The organism is Nitrospirillum bahiense, from assembly GCF_007828025.1.
Taxonomy (GTDB): Bacteria; Pseudomonadota; Alphaproteobacteria; order Azospirillales; family Azospirillaceae; genus Nitrospirillum; species Nitrospirillum amazonense.
Genome location: NZ_VITO01000009.1, coordinates 206702 through 223096, shown reverse-complemented (window position 1 = coordinate 223096; position 16395 = coordinate 206702). Strand labels below are relative to the sequence as shown.

The window sequence follows — 16395 nt, the reverse complement described above, 5'->3', positions numbered from 1 at the left end:
CGGCACGGCCGGCGGGGGTGCTCAATGTTATTGGGCGGGCGGGCCCGATCATTGAGCGGAAGGGCCACGTCCCATCGACGCGGGGCCCATCCTGCCGGGACGGCGGCGGGCGGGCAAGCGTCGCCGAAAGCCCGGCCCGGATCCCGCCGCCACCACCGATTGGCACGGCCCTTGCTTTCCCTGTAGGCCAGCATCGGATCGGCCCCCATCGGCCGGTCGTTTTCCAGGTAAGTGAGGTCCGGTCGTGAACAGCGCACTGTCCACCACGCAGTTGACTGCAGCACAGGGTTTGGCGTCTTCCGCCCCCGCCAAGATCGTGGCGGCGGTGCAGCAGGCCAGCACCAGGGCCGGGGTAGATTTTTCCTATCTGCTGAAGCAGGCGTCGGTGGAAAGCGGCTACAACACCAATGCCAAGGCCAGCACCAGCAGCGCCACCGGCCTCTACCAGTTCACCGACTCCACGTGGTTGAACATGGTGCAGCAGCATGGCGCGGAGGTCGGCCTGGGGCAGTACGCCAGCGCCATCAAGACCCGCAGCGACGGCAGCGCCTACGTCTCCGATCCCGCCACCCGGCAAAAGATTCTCGACCTGCGCAAGGATGCCGATACCTCGGCCATGATGGCGGCGGCGCTGGCCCAGGACAACAAGACCACGCTGCAGCAGCAGGTGGGCGGCACCATCGGCGGGACGGAGCTGTACCTGGCCCATTTCCTGGGCGCCGGCGGCGCCTCCAAGTTCCTGAACGCGCTGAAGAAAAACCCCAACCAGGCGGCCGACGCCGTGGTGCCGGACGCGGCCGACGCCAACGACGCCGTCTTCTACGACGCCAACGGCAAGGCCCTGTCCCTGGGCCAGGTCTACGACCGCTTCGCCAAGAAGTTCGACGGCACGGGCGGTGCCAGTGCGGACAAATATGCCGGGTCCACCACGCTGGGCACCGTGCAGACGGCCGACAGCACGTCCCAGCCGTGGGACATGGTGCGGGGCGCCAGCTCGTCCAAGATGCCGCTGTCCACCTACACCATCATGATGCTGAACGCCCTGGCCGCGCCCACCGAGGATGAGGACCAGGACAACAAGGATGGCTACAGCCAGCAGGAACAGCGCATGACCACCAACCGTGCGCCCAACATGGCCGCCGCCTACATGGCCAGCGCCTAAAGGGCGGCGGCCTCCGGCGTCGCCGGTACGGCTAGCCAGGCCTTCACGCCGCCGTCGCTGACCTGCCCCAGCTCGCCGCCGCACTGTCGCGCCAGCTGTTCCAGCAGCAGGTGGCCCAGGCCGGTGGGGGCCGGGCGGGGATGATGGATGCCATCCGTGCCGGAATCTTCTGCCGGCCCGGCCGTTGTTGCCGGGCTTCCGCCGTTGGGGGTGGGCGGCGGCAGGCCGACGCCGTCATCCTCCACCCGCAGCACCCATCGCTGTCCCTCCGTGCCCAGGCGTACGGCCACGGTGCCGGGCCGCCCGGCGGGGAAGGCGTATTTCAGCGCGTTGGTCAGCAGCTCATTGGCGGCCAGGCCCAGGGTCACGGCGGCCCGCTGCGGCAGCTTCAGGTCCTCGATCTCGACGGTGAAGGTGATGGGACGGCCGGCGACATGGGCGGCGGCCAGGTTTTCCACCAGCTGGCCCAGGAAGGCGCGGGCCGGCACGAAGGGCTCGCGCTGCAGCCGCTGCAGGCTGGAATAGACCAGGCCCAGCACCCGCACCCGTTCCCCCGCCTTGGCCAGTTCACCCGCCTCCTTGGCGCCCGCCCGGCTTTCCGCCACCATCAACAGGCTGGACACGGACTGCAGGTCATTGCGGATGCGGTGATAGATTTCACGCAACAGCATGGCCTGCTGCTGTTCCCCCGCCGCCAGGGTGTCCAGGGCGTCGTGCAATGCCGCGATGATGGAAACCACCACCAGGCTGATCACGACGAACAGGGCGGGGCCCGCCCAGCCCTTGGGCGGCAGGGCCGCAAGCCGATCGGGCAGGGTGGCCAGCTGTTGCGGCCAGGGCATGCCGTCGTCGGCCGGTGCGAAGAAGGGCAGGGCCAGCGTCGTGCTCAGGACCACGGCCACCAGGCCGGGCCCGACCCCGAACCACAGCGTGCCCAATACCAGGGCCGGGAAGAAATGCACGACGGGATAGCCGTCCAGCACGTCGTCCAGCGCGAGACGCACGCCGAACGCCAGGCACACCAGCAGGGCGGCCCCGATATAGCGTACGGGCGCTGATCGCCGTCGCAGGGACAGGAAGGTCGTGATGAACGGCTTCATGGCGGCTGATCATACAGTCGCCTCGGCCGAACGCACTACTGCGGATGGCTAGAATTGTTGGGAGTACAGCCGTTAGAAATGGACCAGGGCCGGATCTTCCGACCGGCCGGCCATCATCTGGCCGCCGCACACGCCACCCGTCATCTGGCGCGGGACGGATACGGCGGCATCGCCGTCATCGGCCAACGGGGCCTGCCCCGCCAGGGTACCACCCCGTAGCAGCCTAAGGTAAAGGGGCACGGGCGAGGGGTGAGGGCCAATGGGGGTCGAGGTCTTGCCAGGCATAGGCTCTCTCCCTCTCTTGGGGTGGGCCGGCGACTCATACGCGGCGGCACCACGGGGCTCCTTTATCTCTACAACCAAGGGTCTCATGTCCCCCGAGTCGCCGTCAATTGACGCCAAAGGTCAGTACTGGTCTATGCCTGGGCCCGGTTTTCCCGAAAAATCCTGCCTATTGGGGTAAGATTTTACCGGGGTTCATGAGATCGCGCGGATCCAGCAGGTGTTTCAAGCTTGCCATAAGATCGATTTCCAGGGGTGACCGCGCGCGTGCCAGTTCGTTGCGTTTTTTGTTGCCGATGCCGTGCTCGGCGCTGATCGACCCATCCAGGTCCAGCACCACGTCGTGCACCGCCCGCATGATCCGCTCGCCCAGGGCTAGGAAGGCGTCGCGGTCGGCCGGGTCGTCGCTGTCCGGCCGGGCGATGTTGTAGTGGATGTTGCCGTCCCCCAAATGGCCGAAGGGGTAGGGCCGGGCGCCGGGGCACAAGGCCGCCACCGCCTGGTTGGCCCGCTCGATGAACTGGGGGACGCGGCTGACCGGCACGGCCACGTCATGGTGCAGGGCGCCAGCCACCTTGCGCCCGATCTCCGGCAGGCCCTCGCGCAGGCGCCACAGCTTGTGCCGCTGGTCGCCGCTGGCGGCCAGGGTGGCGTCCGTCGCCTCCCCCGCGTCGATGGCCTCGGCCAGGGCCGCCTCCACCGTGTCGCGCAGGGCATCGCCGGGGGTGCCGGCCGTCAGTTCCGTCAGGATATACCAGGGGGATGGTTCGGACAGCGGGTCGTTCTGTTCGCCCAGGTAGCGGGCGGCGCCGTCGATGGCGAAGCGCGGCATGATCTCGAAGGCCGAGACGGCGTCGCCGCTGGCTTGGCGCAGGCGCTTCAGCAGGCGCAGGGCGGCGGTCACGTCGGGTACCGCCACCAGCGCCGTTTCCATCTGGCGCGGTCGGGGCACCAGCGACAGGGTGGCGGCGGTGATGATGCCCAGCGTGCCCTCTGCACCCAGGAACAGGTGCTTCAGGTCATAGCCGGTGTTGTCCTTGCGCAGGCGGCGCAGGCCGTTCCACACCTGCCCGTCGGGCAACACCACCTCCACCCCCAGAACCTGGGCGCGGGCGTTGCCATAGCGCAGGGTCAGGATGCCGCCGGCGTTGGTCGACAGGTTGCCGCCGATGGTGCAACTGCCCTCGGCGCCTAGGCTCAGGGGGAACATCAGGTCTACGTCGTTGGCGGCCTGCTGCACCGTGGCCAGGATCACGCCCGCCTCCACCGTCATGGTGTGGTCCAGGGGATCGACCTCGCGGATGCGGTTCAGGCGGCCCAGGTTCAGCAGCAGGCTGCCCTCGGCCGCCAGGGCGCCGCCCACCAGGCCGGTGTTGCCACCCTGGGGCACCAGGGCGATGCCCGCCTCCGCCGTCAGGCGCACCACGGCCGCTACTTCTTGCGTGCTGGAGGGGCGCAGCAGGGCCAGCGGCGTGCTGACGGCGTTGCCGCGCGCTTCCGTCAGGTAGGGGGCCTGCGCGTCCGCATCGGTGATGTAGCCGCCGGGCCCGAGCAAGTCGGACAGGGATTTCAGGCAGGCCTGGGCGGATTCGGAAAGGCGGGTGCTCATGGGGCTTCATCCGGAATCAGGGCCACCAGGTCGGTGACGCCCACGTCCTGGCCGGCCTGGGTCAGCAGGGTGGTGACCTGGCCGCGGTGATGGGTCTGGTGGTTGAAGAAATGCACGATCAGGTCGCCGAAGCGGCGGGCGCAGGCTGTGCCGGTGCTGCTGGTGTAAGCCAGCACGTGGTTCAAATCGCAGGGGCGGATGCAGGCGGCCCACTGGCTGATGGCCGTGTCCATCACCTGGCGATCTGCCGCCAGGCTGGCCAGGTCGGCATACAGCGCCTCATCCAGGCGGGTGGGGGGCGGCAGGGCCATCACCGGGTCCAGGGTGGTATAGCCGGCGGGGTGGGTGCGGAAACGGCGCAGCCACATGAGGTCGGCCACCATCAGGTGATTCAGCGTGCCCAGGATGGAGCGGAAGAAGGCCCCCCGGTCGGCGGTCAGGGTTTCGGCCGGCAGGCGCGCCGCCGCCTCCAGCACCTTGGCGTTCATCCAGGCGTTGTACTGGGCCAGCAGGACGATGTGCCGGGGATCGGCCATGGGCGGGACCTCGGGAAGCCAGGGGCGTTTGGCGCCAGAGTGTCCGCTCCCGCCCGCTGTGATCAAGTGCTAACGGTGTGGTCCGTCAACCGGTTCCGTCTTATACCAGCGGCACGAGATAGCGACTCGTGCCGCAGTAGCCCGCGACTGCGGGTGCCGGAGATTTCTGGGGAGCCGGAGGCGGACTGGAAATCGAGGACAAGCCAAGGCCACGGATGTGGCCGCCCGGCGCCTGAGGGGGTATTTGAGCGGTCACGATCAAATACCGCACGTTATTAGAGCCGGGGCGCCGCCGCCCGGCGCAGGCGGTCATTGATGGCCAGGCCCAGGCCCACGTCGGGGATGGTCATGATGGCGATGCCGCTGAGGCCGGGCTTGTCCAGCTTGCGCAGCATGGCGAACAGGTTGGCGGCGGCCTCGTTCAAATCGCCGGTGGGCGACAGGTTCAGCCGCTCCGCCCCGCCCAGGACGAAGCGGTCGGGGCCGAAGCCCAGCAGCGCTTCATCCTTGGCGGCGTTCAGCGCGTTCAGTCGCACCGGCAGGCCCGGGGCGTAATGGCTTTCCAGCATGCCGGGCGCCTTTATGCCCGTGCCCGGGGTCGCGGCGCGCTGGATGGGCCCCAGCACGGCCTCGATTTCCTCCGGCGTGATGGAACCGGGGCGCAGCAGCACGGGGTGCTCACCCGACAGGTCCAGCACGGTGGATTCCACCCCCACGGGGCAGCGGCCATCGGCCAGGATCAGGGCCAGCCGGCCGCCGCCGCCATCGGGGAATTCCTCGCGCACATGGATGGGGGCAGTGGGGCTGACGTGGCCGGACCGGTTGGCGCTGGGGGCGGCGATGGGCCGGCCGCTGGCCTGCAGCAGGGCGCGGGCGGTGGGATGGCGCGGCACCCGCACCGCCACCGTGTCCAGCCCGGCGCTGACCAGCAGCGAGAGTGCGGCATCCGCCCGCCGGGGCAGGACCAGGGTCAGGGGGCCGGGCCAGTACAGGTCGGCCATCTGGTGCGCCCGCTCATCCATCACGGCGTAGCGCTCCACCGCCGCCACGTCCGGCAGGTGGACGATCAGGGGGTTGAAGCTGGGGCGGCCCTTGGCGGCGAAGATGTCGGCCACCGCCTGGTCGTTGCCGGCGTCGCCGCCCAGGCCATAGACCGTCTCCGTCGGGAAGGCCACCAGCTTGCCGCCGGCCAGCGCCTGCGACGCGCGCTCCAGCGCCTCTTGGGTGGGCGGGGACATGTCGGGGGCTGTATGGGACTCGGTCACGGGGCGGCACCTGGCAAGAGGGGTCACCTTATCTAGCCCACCCGTGCGCCCGGTCCAAGGGTAGTGGCCGCAGGGCCGGCCTCGCCTTTTGGGGCATCACCCGTTGTGCACTGCACACTTGCCCGCCACCGTCGCCGGGTCCACACTGCCGGCCACGGTCATTCCTGAAAGGGGGAGCCATCATGGCGGGGCACGTCGTCACCATCGCGCAGCAGAAGGGCGGGGCGGGAAAGACCACGCTGGCCATCCAGCTGGCCGTCGCCTGGTCGCTGGCCGGGCTGCGCGTGGCGGTGGTGGACATCGACCCCCAGGGCAGCCTGACCGCCTGGTTCGGCCTGCGTGCCCAGGCCCTGGACGATCCCGGTCTGACCCATATGCAGATCAACGGCTGGCGCACCCAGAAAGAGGTGGAACGCCTGGCGCGGGAACATGACGTGGTGGTGGTCGACAGCCCCCCGCATGCCGAGACGGAGGCGCGCATCGCCGTGCGCGTGGCCGACCTGGTGGTGGTGCCGGTGCAGCCCAGCCCCATGGACCTGTGGGCCACCCGCCCCACGCTGGAGATGGCCAAGGCCGAAAAGCGGGCGGTGCTGGTGGCGCTGAACCGCGTGCCGCCCCGCGCCAAGCTGGCGGACCGGCTGACGGAGGCGGTGGCGGGCCTGGGCGTACCCATGGCCGAGGCCGCCATCGGCAACCGCGTCGGCTTCGCCGGTGCCATGATGGATGGCCTGTCGCTGCAGGAAACCGACCGCCGCGCCAAGGGGTCGGAGGAAATCGCCGCCCTGGCCGGCGAAATCCTGGCCCGGCTGGGCGGCACCCTGGCGTCCGGAACCCGCAGCGCCAGCGCCTAGGGCCGGGCGCCACCCGCGCGGGCGCCTTCATTGCATGGGCCGCGCGCGGCGGTGTATACCCGACCAGCCGCCTGGGGGGCTTGGGCGGCGCTGGGTTGGGGTTGCCATGCAAATCTTGTCGCGCCTGCTTTCGCGCCGTTCGCCCGCAACCGTGGAGGTGGCGGCGCCGGTTCTGCCGGACGTGGTCATCGCCGAACCGTTCCATGCCTTCATCCATCGGCTGAACGCCATCACCGTGCCCGGTGACCTGCGCGCCATCCGCGCCGGGCGGCCGCTGCAGGCCATCGTCATGGATGAGGCGGGGGCCCAGGTCCGGGTGGGGCAGATCACCCAGTCCGCTCCCGGCGTCGATCGCATCGCCTTCCCGGAATTCCCGGACGGGACGGGCCCCGCCTTCTGGCTGTTCGTGGTCGAACCGTTGGGCGAAGCCGATCCCGCCGCCCTGGTGCCAGCGCTGCGCGCCTTGGCGGCCAGCCTGGGCCAGCGGCCGCTGCTGGCGGTGGGCTGCGAAGGCCCCCGCCTGGACCGCGCCCAGCTCAGCTTCGCCATGATCAGCGACGAGCCGCCGGCCACCACCCTGCCGCCCCTGGACCAGCCGGTGGTGGACGGGAGCGCGCTGTCGCCGGAACAGCGGCAATGGCGGGAAGAGGGGGTGGCGATCCTCAAGGGCTTCCTGTCCGACGATCTGCTGGATCCCTACATCGCCCGACGCGAGCAGGTGGGCCGGCCGGGGGGCTGGCGCTCCCCCACGCCCTACATGCATGTGGAAGAGTTGCGGCGCATCTGTCTGCACCCGCCCCTGATGAGCGTGCTGAACAGCCTGGTGGGGGAAGAGATGCTGCTGCACCTCAATCTCACCGGCTGGGTGTCCACCGAGCGCGACTGGCATCAGGACGAGTATCTGAGCCCGCCCTTCGTGAACAGCTGGTACGCCGCCGTGTGGATCGCGCTGGACCGTATCCACCCCGACGCCGGTCCCTTCGAATACATCCCCGGTTCCCACCGCTGGCCCCTGCTGCGCGGCGCGCGCGTGCGCCAGTTCATGACGGATGAGGAACGGCGCCTCGCCGCCGTGACCGACAGCGGCTATGACGCCTGGCCCAGCGTCACCCAGTCCTATGTCGCGCCCATCGTGGAGGCGGAAATCGCCCGGCGCGGTGTCGAAAAGCGCGCCTTCCTGGCGGAAAAGGGCGATGTGCTGGTCTGGCACGGCCGCCTGATGCATCGCGGTTCCCCCGCGCGGCAGCCGGGGTTGGAGCGGCGGTCGCTCATCGCCCACTACACCGGCGTGAATCACCGCCCCGACATGCCGGACCGCCGGTTCGAGGGGGGCGGACACTACGCCGTGTTCCACACCCCCCTGATATGACCTCCCCCCACTCCATCAGCCGGCCTTCCCCATGAACCTCCTGTCCCGCCTCCTCGGCCGCCGGCCGGATCCCGCTATCGTCGCCGCGCCGGCCGCCGCACTTCCGCCGCTGCTGATCGTGGAGCGGGTGGTGACGCGGGTGGCTAACCTGGAGGTCGTGGAGGTGCCGGGCGATATCCGGGCCGGCCGGGCGGAGCGTAAGCTGCACGCCCTGCTGGTCGATGAGGCCACCGGCCTGGCGCGCCAGGGCCCGCTGGTGTCACGCACGCCGGATGGCCTGTTCGATGGCGACCTGCGCTGCGACCGCGTCACCGTGCCGGCGTTCCCCATGGGATGCGGTCCTGTCTACTGGCTGTTCGTGGCTGAGGCGGAGGAGGCGCCGGACGCCCAGGCGCTGGCGCCCGCGCTGCTGGGCCTGGCGCGAACACTGGGGGACCGGCCGCCCCTGGGCGCCCTCTGCTACGGCACGCCGCCGGACAGCAGCGGCGGTATCCGCTTTTCCATGTTGAGCGACCATCCCGAGCCTAAGGGCCTGCCGCCCCTGGACCAGCCGGTGGTGGACGAGGCCGCCCTGACACCCGAACAGCGGCAGTGGCGGCGCGAGGGCGTGGTCCTGCTCAAGGGCTTCCTCGGCGACGACCTGCTGGACCCCTATATCAAGCGGCGCGAACAGGTGGACCGGGCGCTGGGCTGGATCACCCCCACCCCCTACATGCAGGTGGAGGAGTTGCGGCGCATCTGCCTGCACCCGCCGCTCATGGCCATCATGAACGGCCTGATCGGGGAGGAGATGATGCTGCATCTGAACCTCACCGGCTGGGCCTCGACCGAGCGCAACTGGCACCAGGACGAATATCTCAGCCCGCCCTTCGTCAACGGCTGGTACGCCGCGGTATGGATCGCCCTGGACCGCATCGACCCGGATTCCGGGCCGTTCGAATACGTCCCGGGCTCCCACCGCTGGCCCTTGCTGCAGGGGGAGAAGGTGCGGCAATTCCTGTCCGTGGCGGAGCGCGACCGCGTCACCGGCACCACCGGCAGCGCCTCCTGGCCCCATCTGACGGAACGCTTCGTCACCCCCGCCATCGAGGCGGAGATCGCGGCCCAGGGGGTGGAAACGCGCCGTTTCCTGGGGGAGAAGGGCGACGTGCTGATCTGGCATGGCCGGCTGATGCACCGCGGCTCGGCGCCGAACCGCCCGGGTGTGGAGCGCCGCTCGCTGATCGGTCACTACACCGGCGTGAACCATCGCCCGGACATGCCCAACCGGCGGTTCGACCATGGCGGGCACTATGCCGTGTTCGACTATCCGCTGAAGTAGGGGCTGGCGGACCGGGACGCCCGCGCGTCGGCGTCGGGCCCTCCCCAGCCGGGGCGTTCTGTGCCAAGCTGGCCGGCAGCCGCGCTGTCAGGGCCCGTCCATGACCGTTCCGTCCTCCCGTCTGCTGTCCATCCGCCGCCATGACGGCCTGCGGGACGCCTGGCATGTGGCCAGCCTGGCGCCCCCGCCGGTGCTGTCGGGCCTGGTGGATGGGTATGCCTACTATCGTGAGCGGACCAGTTTCACCACCCGCCGGGAACTGCCCCACGCCCAGGCCGTCCTGATCGTCAACCTGGCGGAACCTATCGGCATCGTGGGCGGCGATGGGCGGCCGATCACCCTGCGGGCCGGTGAGGGCTTCGTGGCCGGTGCCCACCTGGCGCCGGCGCTGTCCCGGTCGGGCGGCACCCAGGCGGGGATGCATGTCTTCCTGCCGCTCTCCAGCCTGCGGCGCCTGCTGGGCTGCCCGCTGACGGATCTGGTTGACCGTGTGGTGCCTTTGGATGCCGTCCTGGGGCCGGCGGGGACACGGCTGGGCCAGGCGCTGGCGGAGGCGCCGGACGGGACCGGCCGCATGGCCGCGCTGGACGACGCGCTGACCCGCCGCTTCGCCGCCATGCCCGCCCTGCCGGGGGCCCAGGCGCACGCGCTGGCCCTGCTTCGCGACCGGCCCGACCTGGACATCGCCGATATCGCGCGGGACATCGGGTGGAGCACCAAGCACCTCGCCAATCGCGTGAAGGACGCGCTGGGCGTGGGGCCGCGCACCTACCGCCGCCTGATGCGGTTCGAGGCACTGACCAAGCGGCTGGGGGCCGGGCAGCCGGATGAGGGCAGCGGCGGCTGGGCCGGCATTGCCATCGATGCCGGCTATTGCGACCAGTCGCACATGATCCGGGAATTTCGGGAGTTCGCCGGGCTGACGCCGGGGCAATACCTGGCCCGGTCCCTGCCGGATGGTGGCGGCCTGGTGGAAGCCGGGGTGGTGGAGGTTATTTAGATCCAATCCAGGCCGTGCCGTCCGGCCCTATGGTCGGGCCAGCGGCATCGTCGCCGCCTGACAGGAGACTGAGCCCCATGCCCACCCGTTCCCTGATTCCCTGCCTGCGTTATCAGGATGCGCCGGCCGCCATCGACTTCCTGTGCGCCGCCTTCGGATTCCAGCGCCACGCCGTCTACGCCGACGACCAGGACCCCAGCCTCATCCACCACGCCCAGCTGACGCTGGGCGATGGCATGGTCATGCTGGGGTCCGCCCGGCCCGGGCCGTCCACCGACGCCTATCGCTGGAAAACGGCGGCGGAAGCGGGGGGCGTCACAGCCTGCGTCTACATCGTCGTCGACGATTTGGACGCCCATCACGACCGCGCCCGCGCCGCCGGGGCCGAGATCGTGACCCCGCCGCACGACAATGAAGGCTACCCCGGCCGCGGCTACCACGCCCGCGACCCGGAAGGAAACAGCTGGAGCTTCGGTACCTACGATCCCTGGGCGCCGCTTTGAGGACGGCGTGGGGGCCGCCATCGGCAACCGGTTAACGGGCCAGGGCTCTCAGCTTGTCCATCCAGCCATGGAAGTGGGCGCACTCCCGTTCCATGGCGGCCAACGTGACATGTCCCGCCGCCAAGGGGCCATGACGGGTCTTGTGGTATTTGGGGCTGAGGGCTGTTTCCAGACGCCGGGATGGCTTGGTGTCGAAGCTGTCGTTGATGTGTTCCGGTGTCTGGAACCCCTCGCGGATTTTTTGGAGCTTCACCAAACTTCCGTTCCAGCCCGGCTCCGTTGTCGCCAACGTAGCGACATCGGAAAATAGCAGTCCCTCGAATTCATAGGGCTGGATGTGAGGAACGAACCGGCCGGGTTTGCATCCGACCTCCTGGACAATCGCGGCTGCCAGGCTGACTTCAACACTTTCGGCCCTGCGCAGCGGATCCGTATGACGCTTGGCCTGATCAAGGCCAGGAAAGGACGTGTCCAGACCATATAGGTCGAGAAAGGTCGTCAGAACGGCATTGGTGTCCTGCCGCAAGGTGTTGCGGGCGTTGACCTTCAGCCGGTCGAACGTCACGGCGCCGCCCTTGGCATCCCGCGATGTGTGCAACAACTGGGGCTTCAGGAAAATGCCCAGGCTCCGCAGTGTGGGGGCGACGACCCGCTTGATGAACTGCTCTTCCGTCTGGCCTTCGGCGAAGACGATGACCTCCATGACGGGTCAGGGCCTCCCGCCCAGGATATTCCGCTTCCAGATTTCGCCCAGGGAATACTCCTGCAGCCAGCCGGCCAATTCCTCCTCGGAATAGCGTTTGAAGGTTGATGCGCCGTCTTCCTGGTCGACGACGACAATGTCCTCGGGTGCCAGTTCATTGACCAGTTCGACCGACTGCGTGGACACGATCAGTTGGCGTTGTTCCGCCACCTGCTTGAACATGTCGGCCAACACCGAAATGGCATAAGGGTGCAGGCCCAGTTCCGGCTCATCGATCAGGATGGTGTCCGGCAGTTTGGACGTCGGTTGCAGCAGCAGGGTGGCCAGGCAGATGAAACGCAAGGTGCCGTCCGAGAGCATATGCGCTTTGAAGGGCGTGTCCGGCCTGCCGGCCTGGGTCCATTCCAACTCCACGAATTCGGCATCGTCTCTATGCACGAAGTCGCCGAAGAAAGGAGCAACGAGGCGAATGGTCTCGACGATGCGTCGGTATTGTTGGGGGTGCTTCTGGTGAAGCAGCGTCAAATAGGCGGCGAGATTGCCAGCATCCGTTTCCAGCCGGAGATTGATGTTGGCGGCATGGGCTTGCTTAACCCGTGCGGTTTCGCCCGTATCGTGGAAATGATATACGCGCCAATTGCTGACAGACGACCGTACGTACGGTGAATACGGATCACCAGCCTCTTTTAATTTAGATTCGATATGGCCAGTGCCCAAGATGGCACTCGACGTTGACTCATAATAGACGCCCCCAAACCAACTTTCTTCGAGTTCGTATACCAGGCGATTGTCTACTGTGGGAACCAGATCGAACTTGTACCCGTTTTTTTGGAAATAAAATTCAGCATGAATACGGCTTGTCGTTTTTCGGCCGAAGTGCAGGAGGGCGTCGGGTCCTCCTTGAGTTAGAACGTAATTTTGAAGTCGCTGCTCATACATCTGATTGAGCAGGCGAAAAAAGCCGATAAAATTACTTTTTCCTGCACCATTGGCGCCGATCAGCACATTCAGCGGGTTCAGCTTGAAGTCGCGCAAGCTTCGGATCGACTTGAAACCGTTGATGGTGAGCGAGCTAACACGGGGCATCGGGACTCTTTCGCCTTGCTCGGATCAGGATGTCACAGCGCCTTCACCGCCGCCAGCACGGCGTCGACATGGCCGGGCACCTTGACCTTGCGCCAGACCTTGGCCACCTGGCCGTCCTTGTCGATCAGGAAGGTGGCGCGTTCGATGCCGAAATAGGTACGGCCGTACATGTTCTTTTCCACCCACATGCCATAGCGTTCGCACACGTCGCTGTCGGCGTCGGACGCCAGGGTGAAGGGCAGGTTGTACTTCTTCTTGAACTTGTCGTGGCTGGCCACGCTGTCCTTAGACACGCCGATGATGGTGGCGTCCACCTTCTCGAAGTGCGGCAGGGATTCGCCGAAGCCGCAGGCCTCGGCCGTGCAGCCGCTGGTGTCGTCCTTGGGGTAGAAGTACAGCACCACCGGCCGGCCTTTCAGCGACGACAGGGTGACGCTGCCGCCACCATCGGTGGGCATGGTGAAATCCGGGGCGGGGGTTCCGACCTCAACGGCCATAGTGCTTTTCCTTCCTGGGTTCGGGCCTGGGTTCGTGCCGAGGTTTGCGACGGTGGACGAATGACGGGGGCAGATACGGTCCAGCCCGCCGGTTGGATCAAGGGGCCGGCGCCGGCAGGCGGGCGGCGGGTTCCTCCACCACCTTCCGGAACAGGGCGTGGGCCTGGGCCGCCGCGGCGCGGATCTTTGCCTCCGCCGCGTCGAAGTCAAGGCCATGGCCCACCGCTTCGGCCAGGGCCAGGCGCAGGGCCGGCGGCGCCTCCGCCACCCTCACCTCGCCCTCCACCGTCAGGCGCAGGAAGGCCTGCACCCGGCGCCACAGGCGGTGGATGTCGATCAGGGCGTCGGCGTCCGCCGCGTCCAGCAGCCCGGTGTCCCGCAGGCGTCCCAGGGCGCCGGTGGTGTTGGGGTCCAGAATGCCGGGATGGTCGGCGGCATGGCGCAGGGTCAGGTATTGCACCAGGAACTGGATGTCGACCATGCCGCCGCGCACATGCTTCACCGACCAGGGGTCCTTGGTGTGGTGCTCCTTGTCCATGCGGACCCGCATGTCGGCCACGTCGGCCAGCAGCTTGTCCGGGTCGCGCGGCTGCACCAGCACGGCGTGGATGGCCTCGGTCAGTCGCGTGCGCAGGGCCGGCGGCCCGGTCAGGACCCGGGCGCGCGTCAGGGCCATATGCTCCCACGTCCACGCGTTTTCGCGCTGGTAGCGGGTGAAGGCGTCCAGGCTGACGGCCAGGGGCCCCTTGTTGCCGGAAGGGCGCAGGCGCATGTCCACTTCGTACAGCGCCCCCTCGGCCGTGGGGGCGGTGATGGCGTTGATCAGGCGCTGGGTCAGGCGGATGAAATACTCGCTGGGCGACAGCGGCTTGTGGCCATTGGATTGGTCCGCCCCATCCGGCACCTGATAGACCGTGATCAGGTCCAGGTCCGACCCCAGAGACAGCGACCCGGCCCCCAGCCGCCCCATGGCCAGAATGGCCATGCCGGTTCCGTCATCCATTCCGACTTCGAAACGACCATGGCGGAGGGCGAACTCCGCCTCCACTCGCTCATGCAGGACCGCCAGCGCGGTTTCCGCCACCTCGGTCAGGAAGGGGCCGCACTGATCGCCATCGGTCAGGTGGCGCAGGATCTGGATGCCGGCGCGCAGGCGCTGGTCGCTGGTCCAGCGCCGCGTCAGGTCCAGCACCTCTTCGAAGTGGTGGGCATCGGCCAGCAGGCGGGACATCCCCTCGCGCAATTCCTGGGCGTCCGGCAGATGGTCGAAGAAGCCGGGCGTCAGCACGGCGTCCAATTGCGATGGGCGGCGGGACAGGCTGTCGGCCAGGCGGGGCGCTGTGCCCATGATCAGGGCCACCAGCTCCAGCAGCTTGGGGTTGGCGTAGAACAGGCTGAACAGTTGCACCCCGGCGGGCAGGCGGCTCAGGAACTCATCGAATTTCAGGAAGGCCTGGTCGGGCTGGGCCGTGCCGCCCAGGGCAGCCAGCAGGCTGGGCACCAATTCCGTCAGCAGTTCGCGCGCCCGGGTGCTGCGGGTGGCACGGTAGCGGCCGTGGTGCCAGGCGCGGATTTGGGCGGCGACGGCCGAGGGGTTCTGAAAGCCCAGGCCCCGCAGGGTGGTGATTGTGTCGGGATCGTCCTCCGTCCCGGTGAAGACCAGATTGCCGGGGCCGGACAGGGGCGGCGCCTCCTCGAACAGGGCGGCGTAGCGGTCCTCCACCCGCCCCAGGGTGGCCAGCAGTTCGGTGCGGAAGGTATCGGCGTCGGCATAGCCGAGGAAGGTGGCGATGCTGGCCACGCCCTTGTCGTCCACCGGCAGCTTGTGGGTCTGCTGGTCGTCCACCATCTGCACCCGGTGCTCCACCCGACGCAGGAAGCGGTAGGCCGCCTTCAAATCCTCCGCCGCGTCCTCGCCCACGCGGCCGGCGGCCACCAGGGCGTCCAGCGCCATCATGGTGGCGGGCGTGCGCAGGTGCGGGTCGCGCCCGCCATAGATCAGCTGCTGGGTCTGGGCGAAGAACTCGATCTCGCGGATGCCGCCCCGGCCCAGCTTGATGTCATGGCCGTTCACCGCCTTGTCGCGGTGGCCCTTGTGCGCGCCGATCTGACGCTTGATGGAATGGATGTCCTGGATGGCGGCGAAATCCAGGCTGCGGCGCCAGATGAAATGGCGGATCAGGCCCATGAAGTCCTGGCCGGCCTTGCGGTCGCCCGCCACCGGCCGCGCCTTGATCATGGCCGCCCGCTCCCAGTTCTGGCCCAGGCTGCCGTAATAGGCCTCCGCGGCGGAAACGGAGACGGCCAGGGGGGTGGCGCCGGGGTCGGGGCGCAGGCGCAGGTCGGTGCGGAAGACGTAACCGTCCACCGTCCGTTCCTCCATGATGCGCACCAGGTCGCGCGCCAGGCGCACGAAGGTGCGGGTCATCTCATCCGGTTCGCGGGCCTGCACCACGCCGTCGTCGTACAGGACGATCAGGTCGATGTCGCTGGAGTAGTTCAGCTCCAGCGCCCCGAACTTGCCCATGGCCAGCACGATCAGGCCGCTGCCCGCCTCGGGGTCGTTCTCGGCGTCGGGCAAGCGGATGTCGCCCTTGGCGGCCAGTTGGCGCAGCAGGTGGCGGGCGGTCAGGCGCAGCGCCGCCTCCGCCAGCTGGCTCAGCGCGCCGGTCACCTGCTCCAGCGTCCAGGCTTCCGCGATGTCGGCGGCGGCGATCAGCAGGGCGGCGCGACGCTTGGCCACGCGCAGGGCCTTCATCAGGCGGTCGGTGGTGGTGGCACCGCCCACCTCAGCCCACAGCCCTTCCAACAGGTCCATGAAGGCGGCGTCGAAGCCCAGGATGGCCACTTGGCGGAAAAAAGCCTGTTCCTTCAGCAGGGCTAGGCCCAGGAAGGGGCTGTTGCCCAGGATGGCCCGCAGCAAGGCCCCGCCCGTCTCATCCGCCGCGTAGGTTCGGGCGAATTCCGCCAGTTCCCTGTCGCCGGAGTCCTCCGCCCGGCGCTGCCAGGACTCCAGCCCGCGGGCCAGAAGTTCGGTATCTGCCGCTTGGGGTAGGGATTTCGCATTGAACATGGATGTCTGACCGGGCTATGCCAGGAAACGGGTCTTGC

Annotated in this window: 15 protein-coding genes; 6 read left to right on the top strand and 9 right to left on the bottom strand. The window is 68.4% G+C overall.

Annotation, left to right across the window (positions count from 1 at the left end; translation table 11 throughout):
- The first annotated feature begins 244 nt into the window (after positions 1-244).
- Positions 245-1162, top strand: coding sequence for a transglycosylase SLT domain-containing protein (locus FBZ88_RS15260; RefSeq protein WP_246138671.1), 918 nt, complete (start codon positions 245-247; stop codon positions 1160-1162).
- On the opposite strand, the gene FBZ88_RS15255 is transcribed toward FBZ88_RS15260, so the two are convergent.
- From FBZ88_RS15255 to FBZ88_RS15235, 5 genes are all read right to left on the bottom strand, one after another.
- A complete protein-coding gene (locus FBZ88_RS15255; protein WP_145618053.1) occupies positions 1159-2262 on the bottom strand; it encodes a sensor histidine kinase in 1104 nt (367 codons plus the stop codon). The two genes, FBZ88_RS15260 and FBZ88_RS15255, sit on opposite strands and share 4 nt — an antisense overlap.
- 72 nt (positions 2263-2334) lie before the next feature.
- Positions 2335-2547 (bottom strand): hypothetical protein, encoded by a 213-nt coding sequence (locus FBZ88_RS15250; RefSeq protein WP_145618052.1) that lies wholly within the window; start codon positions 2545-2547, stop codon positions 2335-2337.
- A 166-nt stretch (positions 2548-2713) separates the two neighbouring features.
- The gene (locus FBZ88_RS15245) at positions 2714-4153 is read right to left on the bottom strand and encodes an FAD-binding oxidoreductase (RefSeq protein ID WP_145618051.1); all 1440 of its coding nucleotides are present in this window, start codon (positions 4151-4153) and stop codon (positions 2714-2716) included.
- Positions 4150-4689: a DinB family protein gene (locus FBZ88_RS15240; RefSeq protein ID WP_145618049.1), complete on the bottom strand. Its 540-nt coding sequence runs from the start codon at positions 4687-4689 to the stop codon at positions 4150-4152. Before FBZ88_RS15240 ends, FBZ88_RS15245 begins: the two co-directional genes overlap by 4 nt.
- 275 nt (positions 4690-4964) lie before the next feature.
- Positions 4965-5954, bottom strand: coding sequence for an L-threonylcarbamoyladenylate synthase (locus FBZ88_RS15235; protein ID WP_425465791.1), 990 nt, complete (start codon positions 5952-5954; stop codon positions 4965-4967).
- A gap of 182 nt (positions 5955-6136) precedes the next feature.
- On the opposite strand from FBZ88_RS15235, the gene parA reads away from it, so the two are divergent.
- The 5 genes from parA to FBZ88_RS15210 all read left to right on the top strand — a co-directional run bounded on the left by parA (position 6137) and on the right by FBZ88_RS15210 (position 10998).
- Positions 6137-6805: a ParA family partition ATPase gene (gene parA / locus FBZ88_RS15230; protein WP_145618048.1), complete on the top strand. Its 669-nt coding sequence runs from the start codon at positions 6137-6139 to the stop codon at positions 6803-6805.
- Positions 6806-6911: 106 nt separating this feature from the next.
- Positions 6912-8174, top strand: a complete 1263-nt coding sequence (locus FBZ88_RS15225) for a phytanoyl-CoA dioxygenase family protein (protein ID WP_246138670.1) — start codon at positions 6912-6914, stop codon at positions 8172-8174.
- Positions 8175-8205: 31 nt separating this feature from the next.
- Positions 8206-9495, top strand: coding sequence for a phytanoyl-CoA dioxygenase family protein (locus tag FBZ88_RS15220; RefSeq protein ID WP_246138669.1), 1290 nt, complete (start codon positions 8206-8208; stop codon positions 9493-9495).
- Between the two features lie 100 nt (positions 9496-9595).
- Complete coding sequence (locus tag FBZ88_RS15215) at positions 9596-10495, top strand: helix-turn-helix domain-containing protein (protein ID WP_145618047.1); 900 nt, start codon at positions 9596-9598, stop codon at positions 10493-10495.
- Positions 10496-10572: 77 nt separating this feature from the next.
- A complete protein-coding gene (locus tag FBZ88_RS15210) occupies positions 10573-10998 on the top strand; it encodes a VOC family protein (protein ID WP_145618045.1) in 426 nt (141 codons plus the stop codon).
- Positions 10999-11029: 31 nt separating this feature from the next.
- Here FBZ88_RS15210 and FBZ88_RS15205 read toward each other — a convergent pair whose 3' ends face one another.
- From FBZ88_RS15205 to FBZ88_RS15190, 4 genes are all read right to left on the bottom strand, one after another.
- Positions 11030-11701, bottom strand: a complete 672-nt coding sequence (locus tag FBZ88_RS15205; RefSeq protein WP_145618044.1) for a DUF4276 family protein — start codon at positions 11699-11701, stop codon at positions 11030-11032.
- A gap of 6 nt (positions 11702-11707) precedes the next feature.
- Positions 11708-12787, bottom strand: coding sequence for an AAA family ATPase (locus FBZ88_RS15200; protein ID WP_145618042.1), 1080 nt, complete (start codon positions 12785-12787; stop codon positions 11708-11710).
- Positions 12788-12819: 32 nt separating this feature from the next.
- Positions 12820-13284: a thioredoxin-dependent thiol peroxidase gene (bcp, locus tag FBZ88_RS15195; RefSeq protein ID WP_145618039.1), complete on the bottom strand. Its 465-nt coding sequence runs from the start codon at positions 13282-13284 to the stop codon at positions 12820-12822.
- Positions 13285-13381: 97 nt separating this feature from the next.
- Positions 13382-16357 (bottom strand): bifunctional [glutamine synthetase] adenylyltransferase/[glutamine synthetase]-adenylyl-L-tyrosine phosphorylase, encoded by a 2976-nt coding sequence (locus FBZ88_RS15190; protein ID WP_145618036.1) that lies wholly within the window; start codon positions 16355-16357, stop codon positions 13382-13384.
- Positions 16358-16395 lie beyond the last annotated feature (38 nt).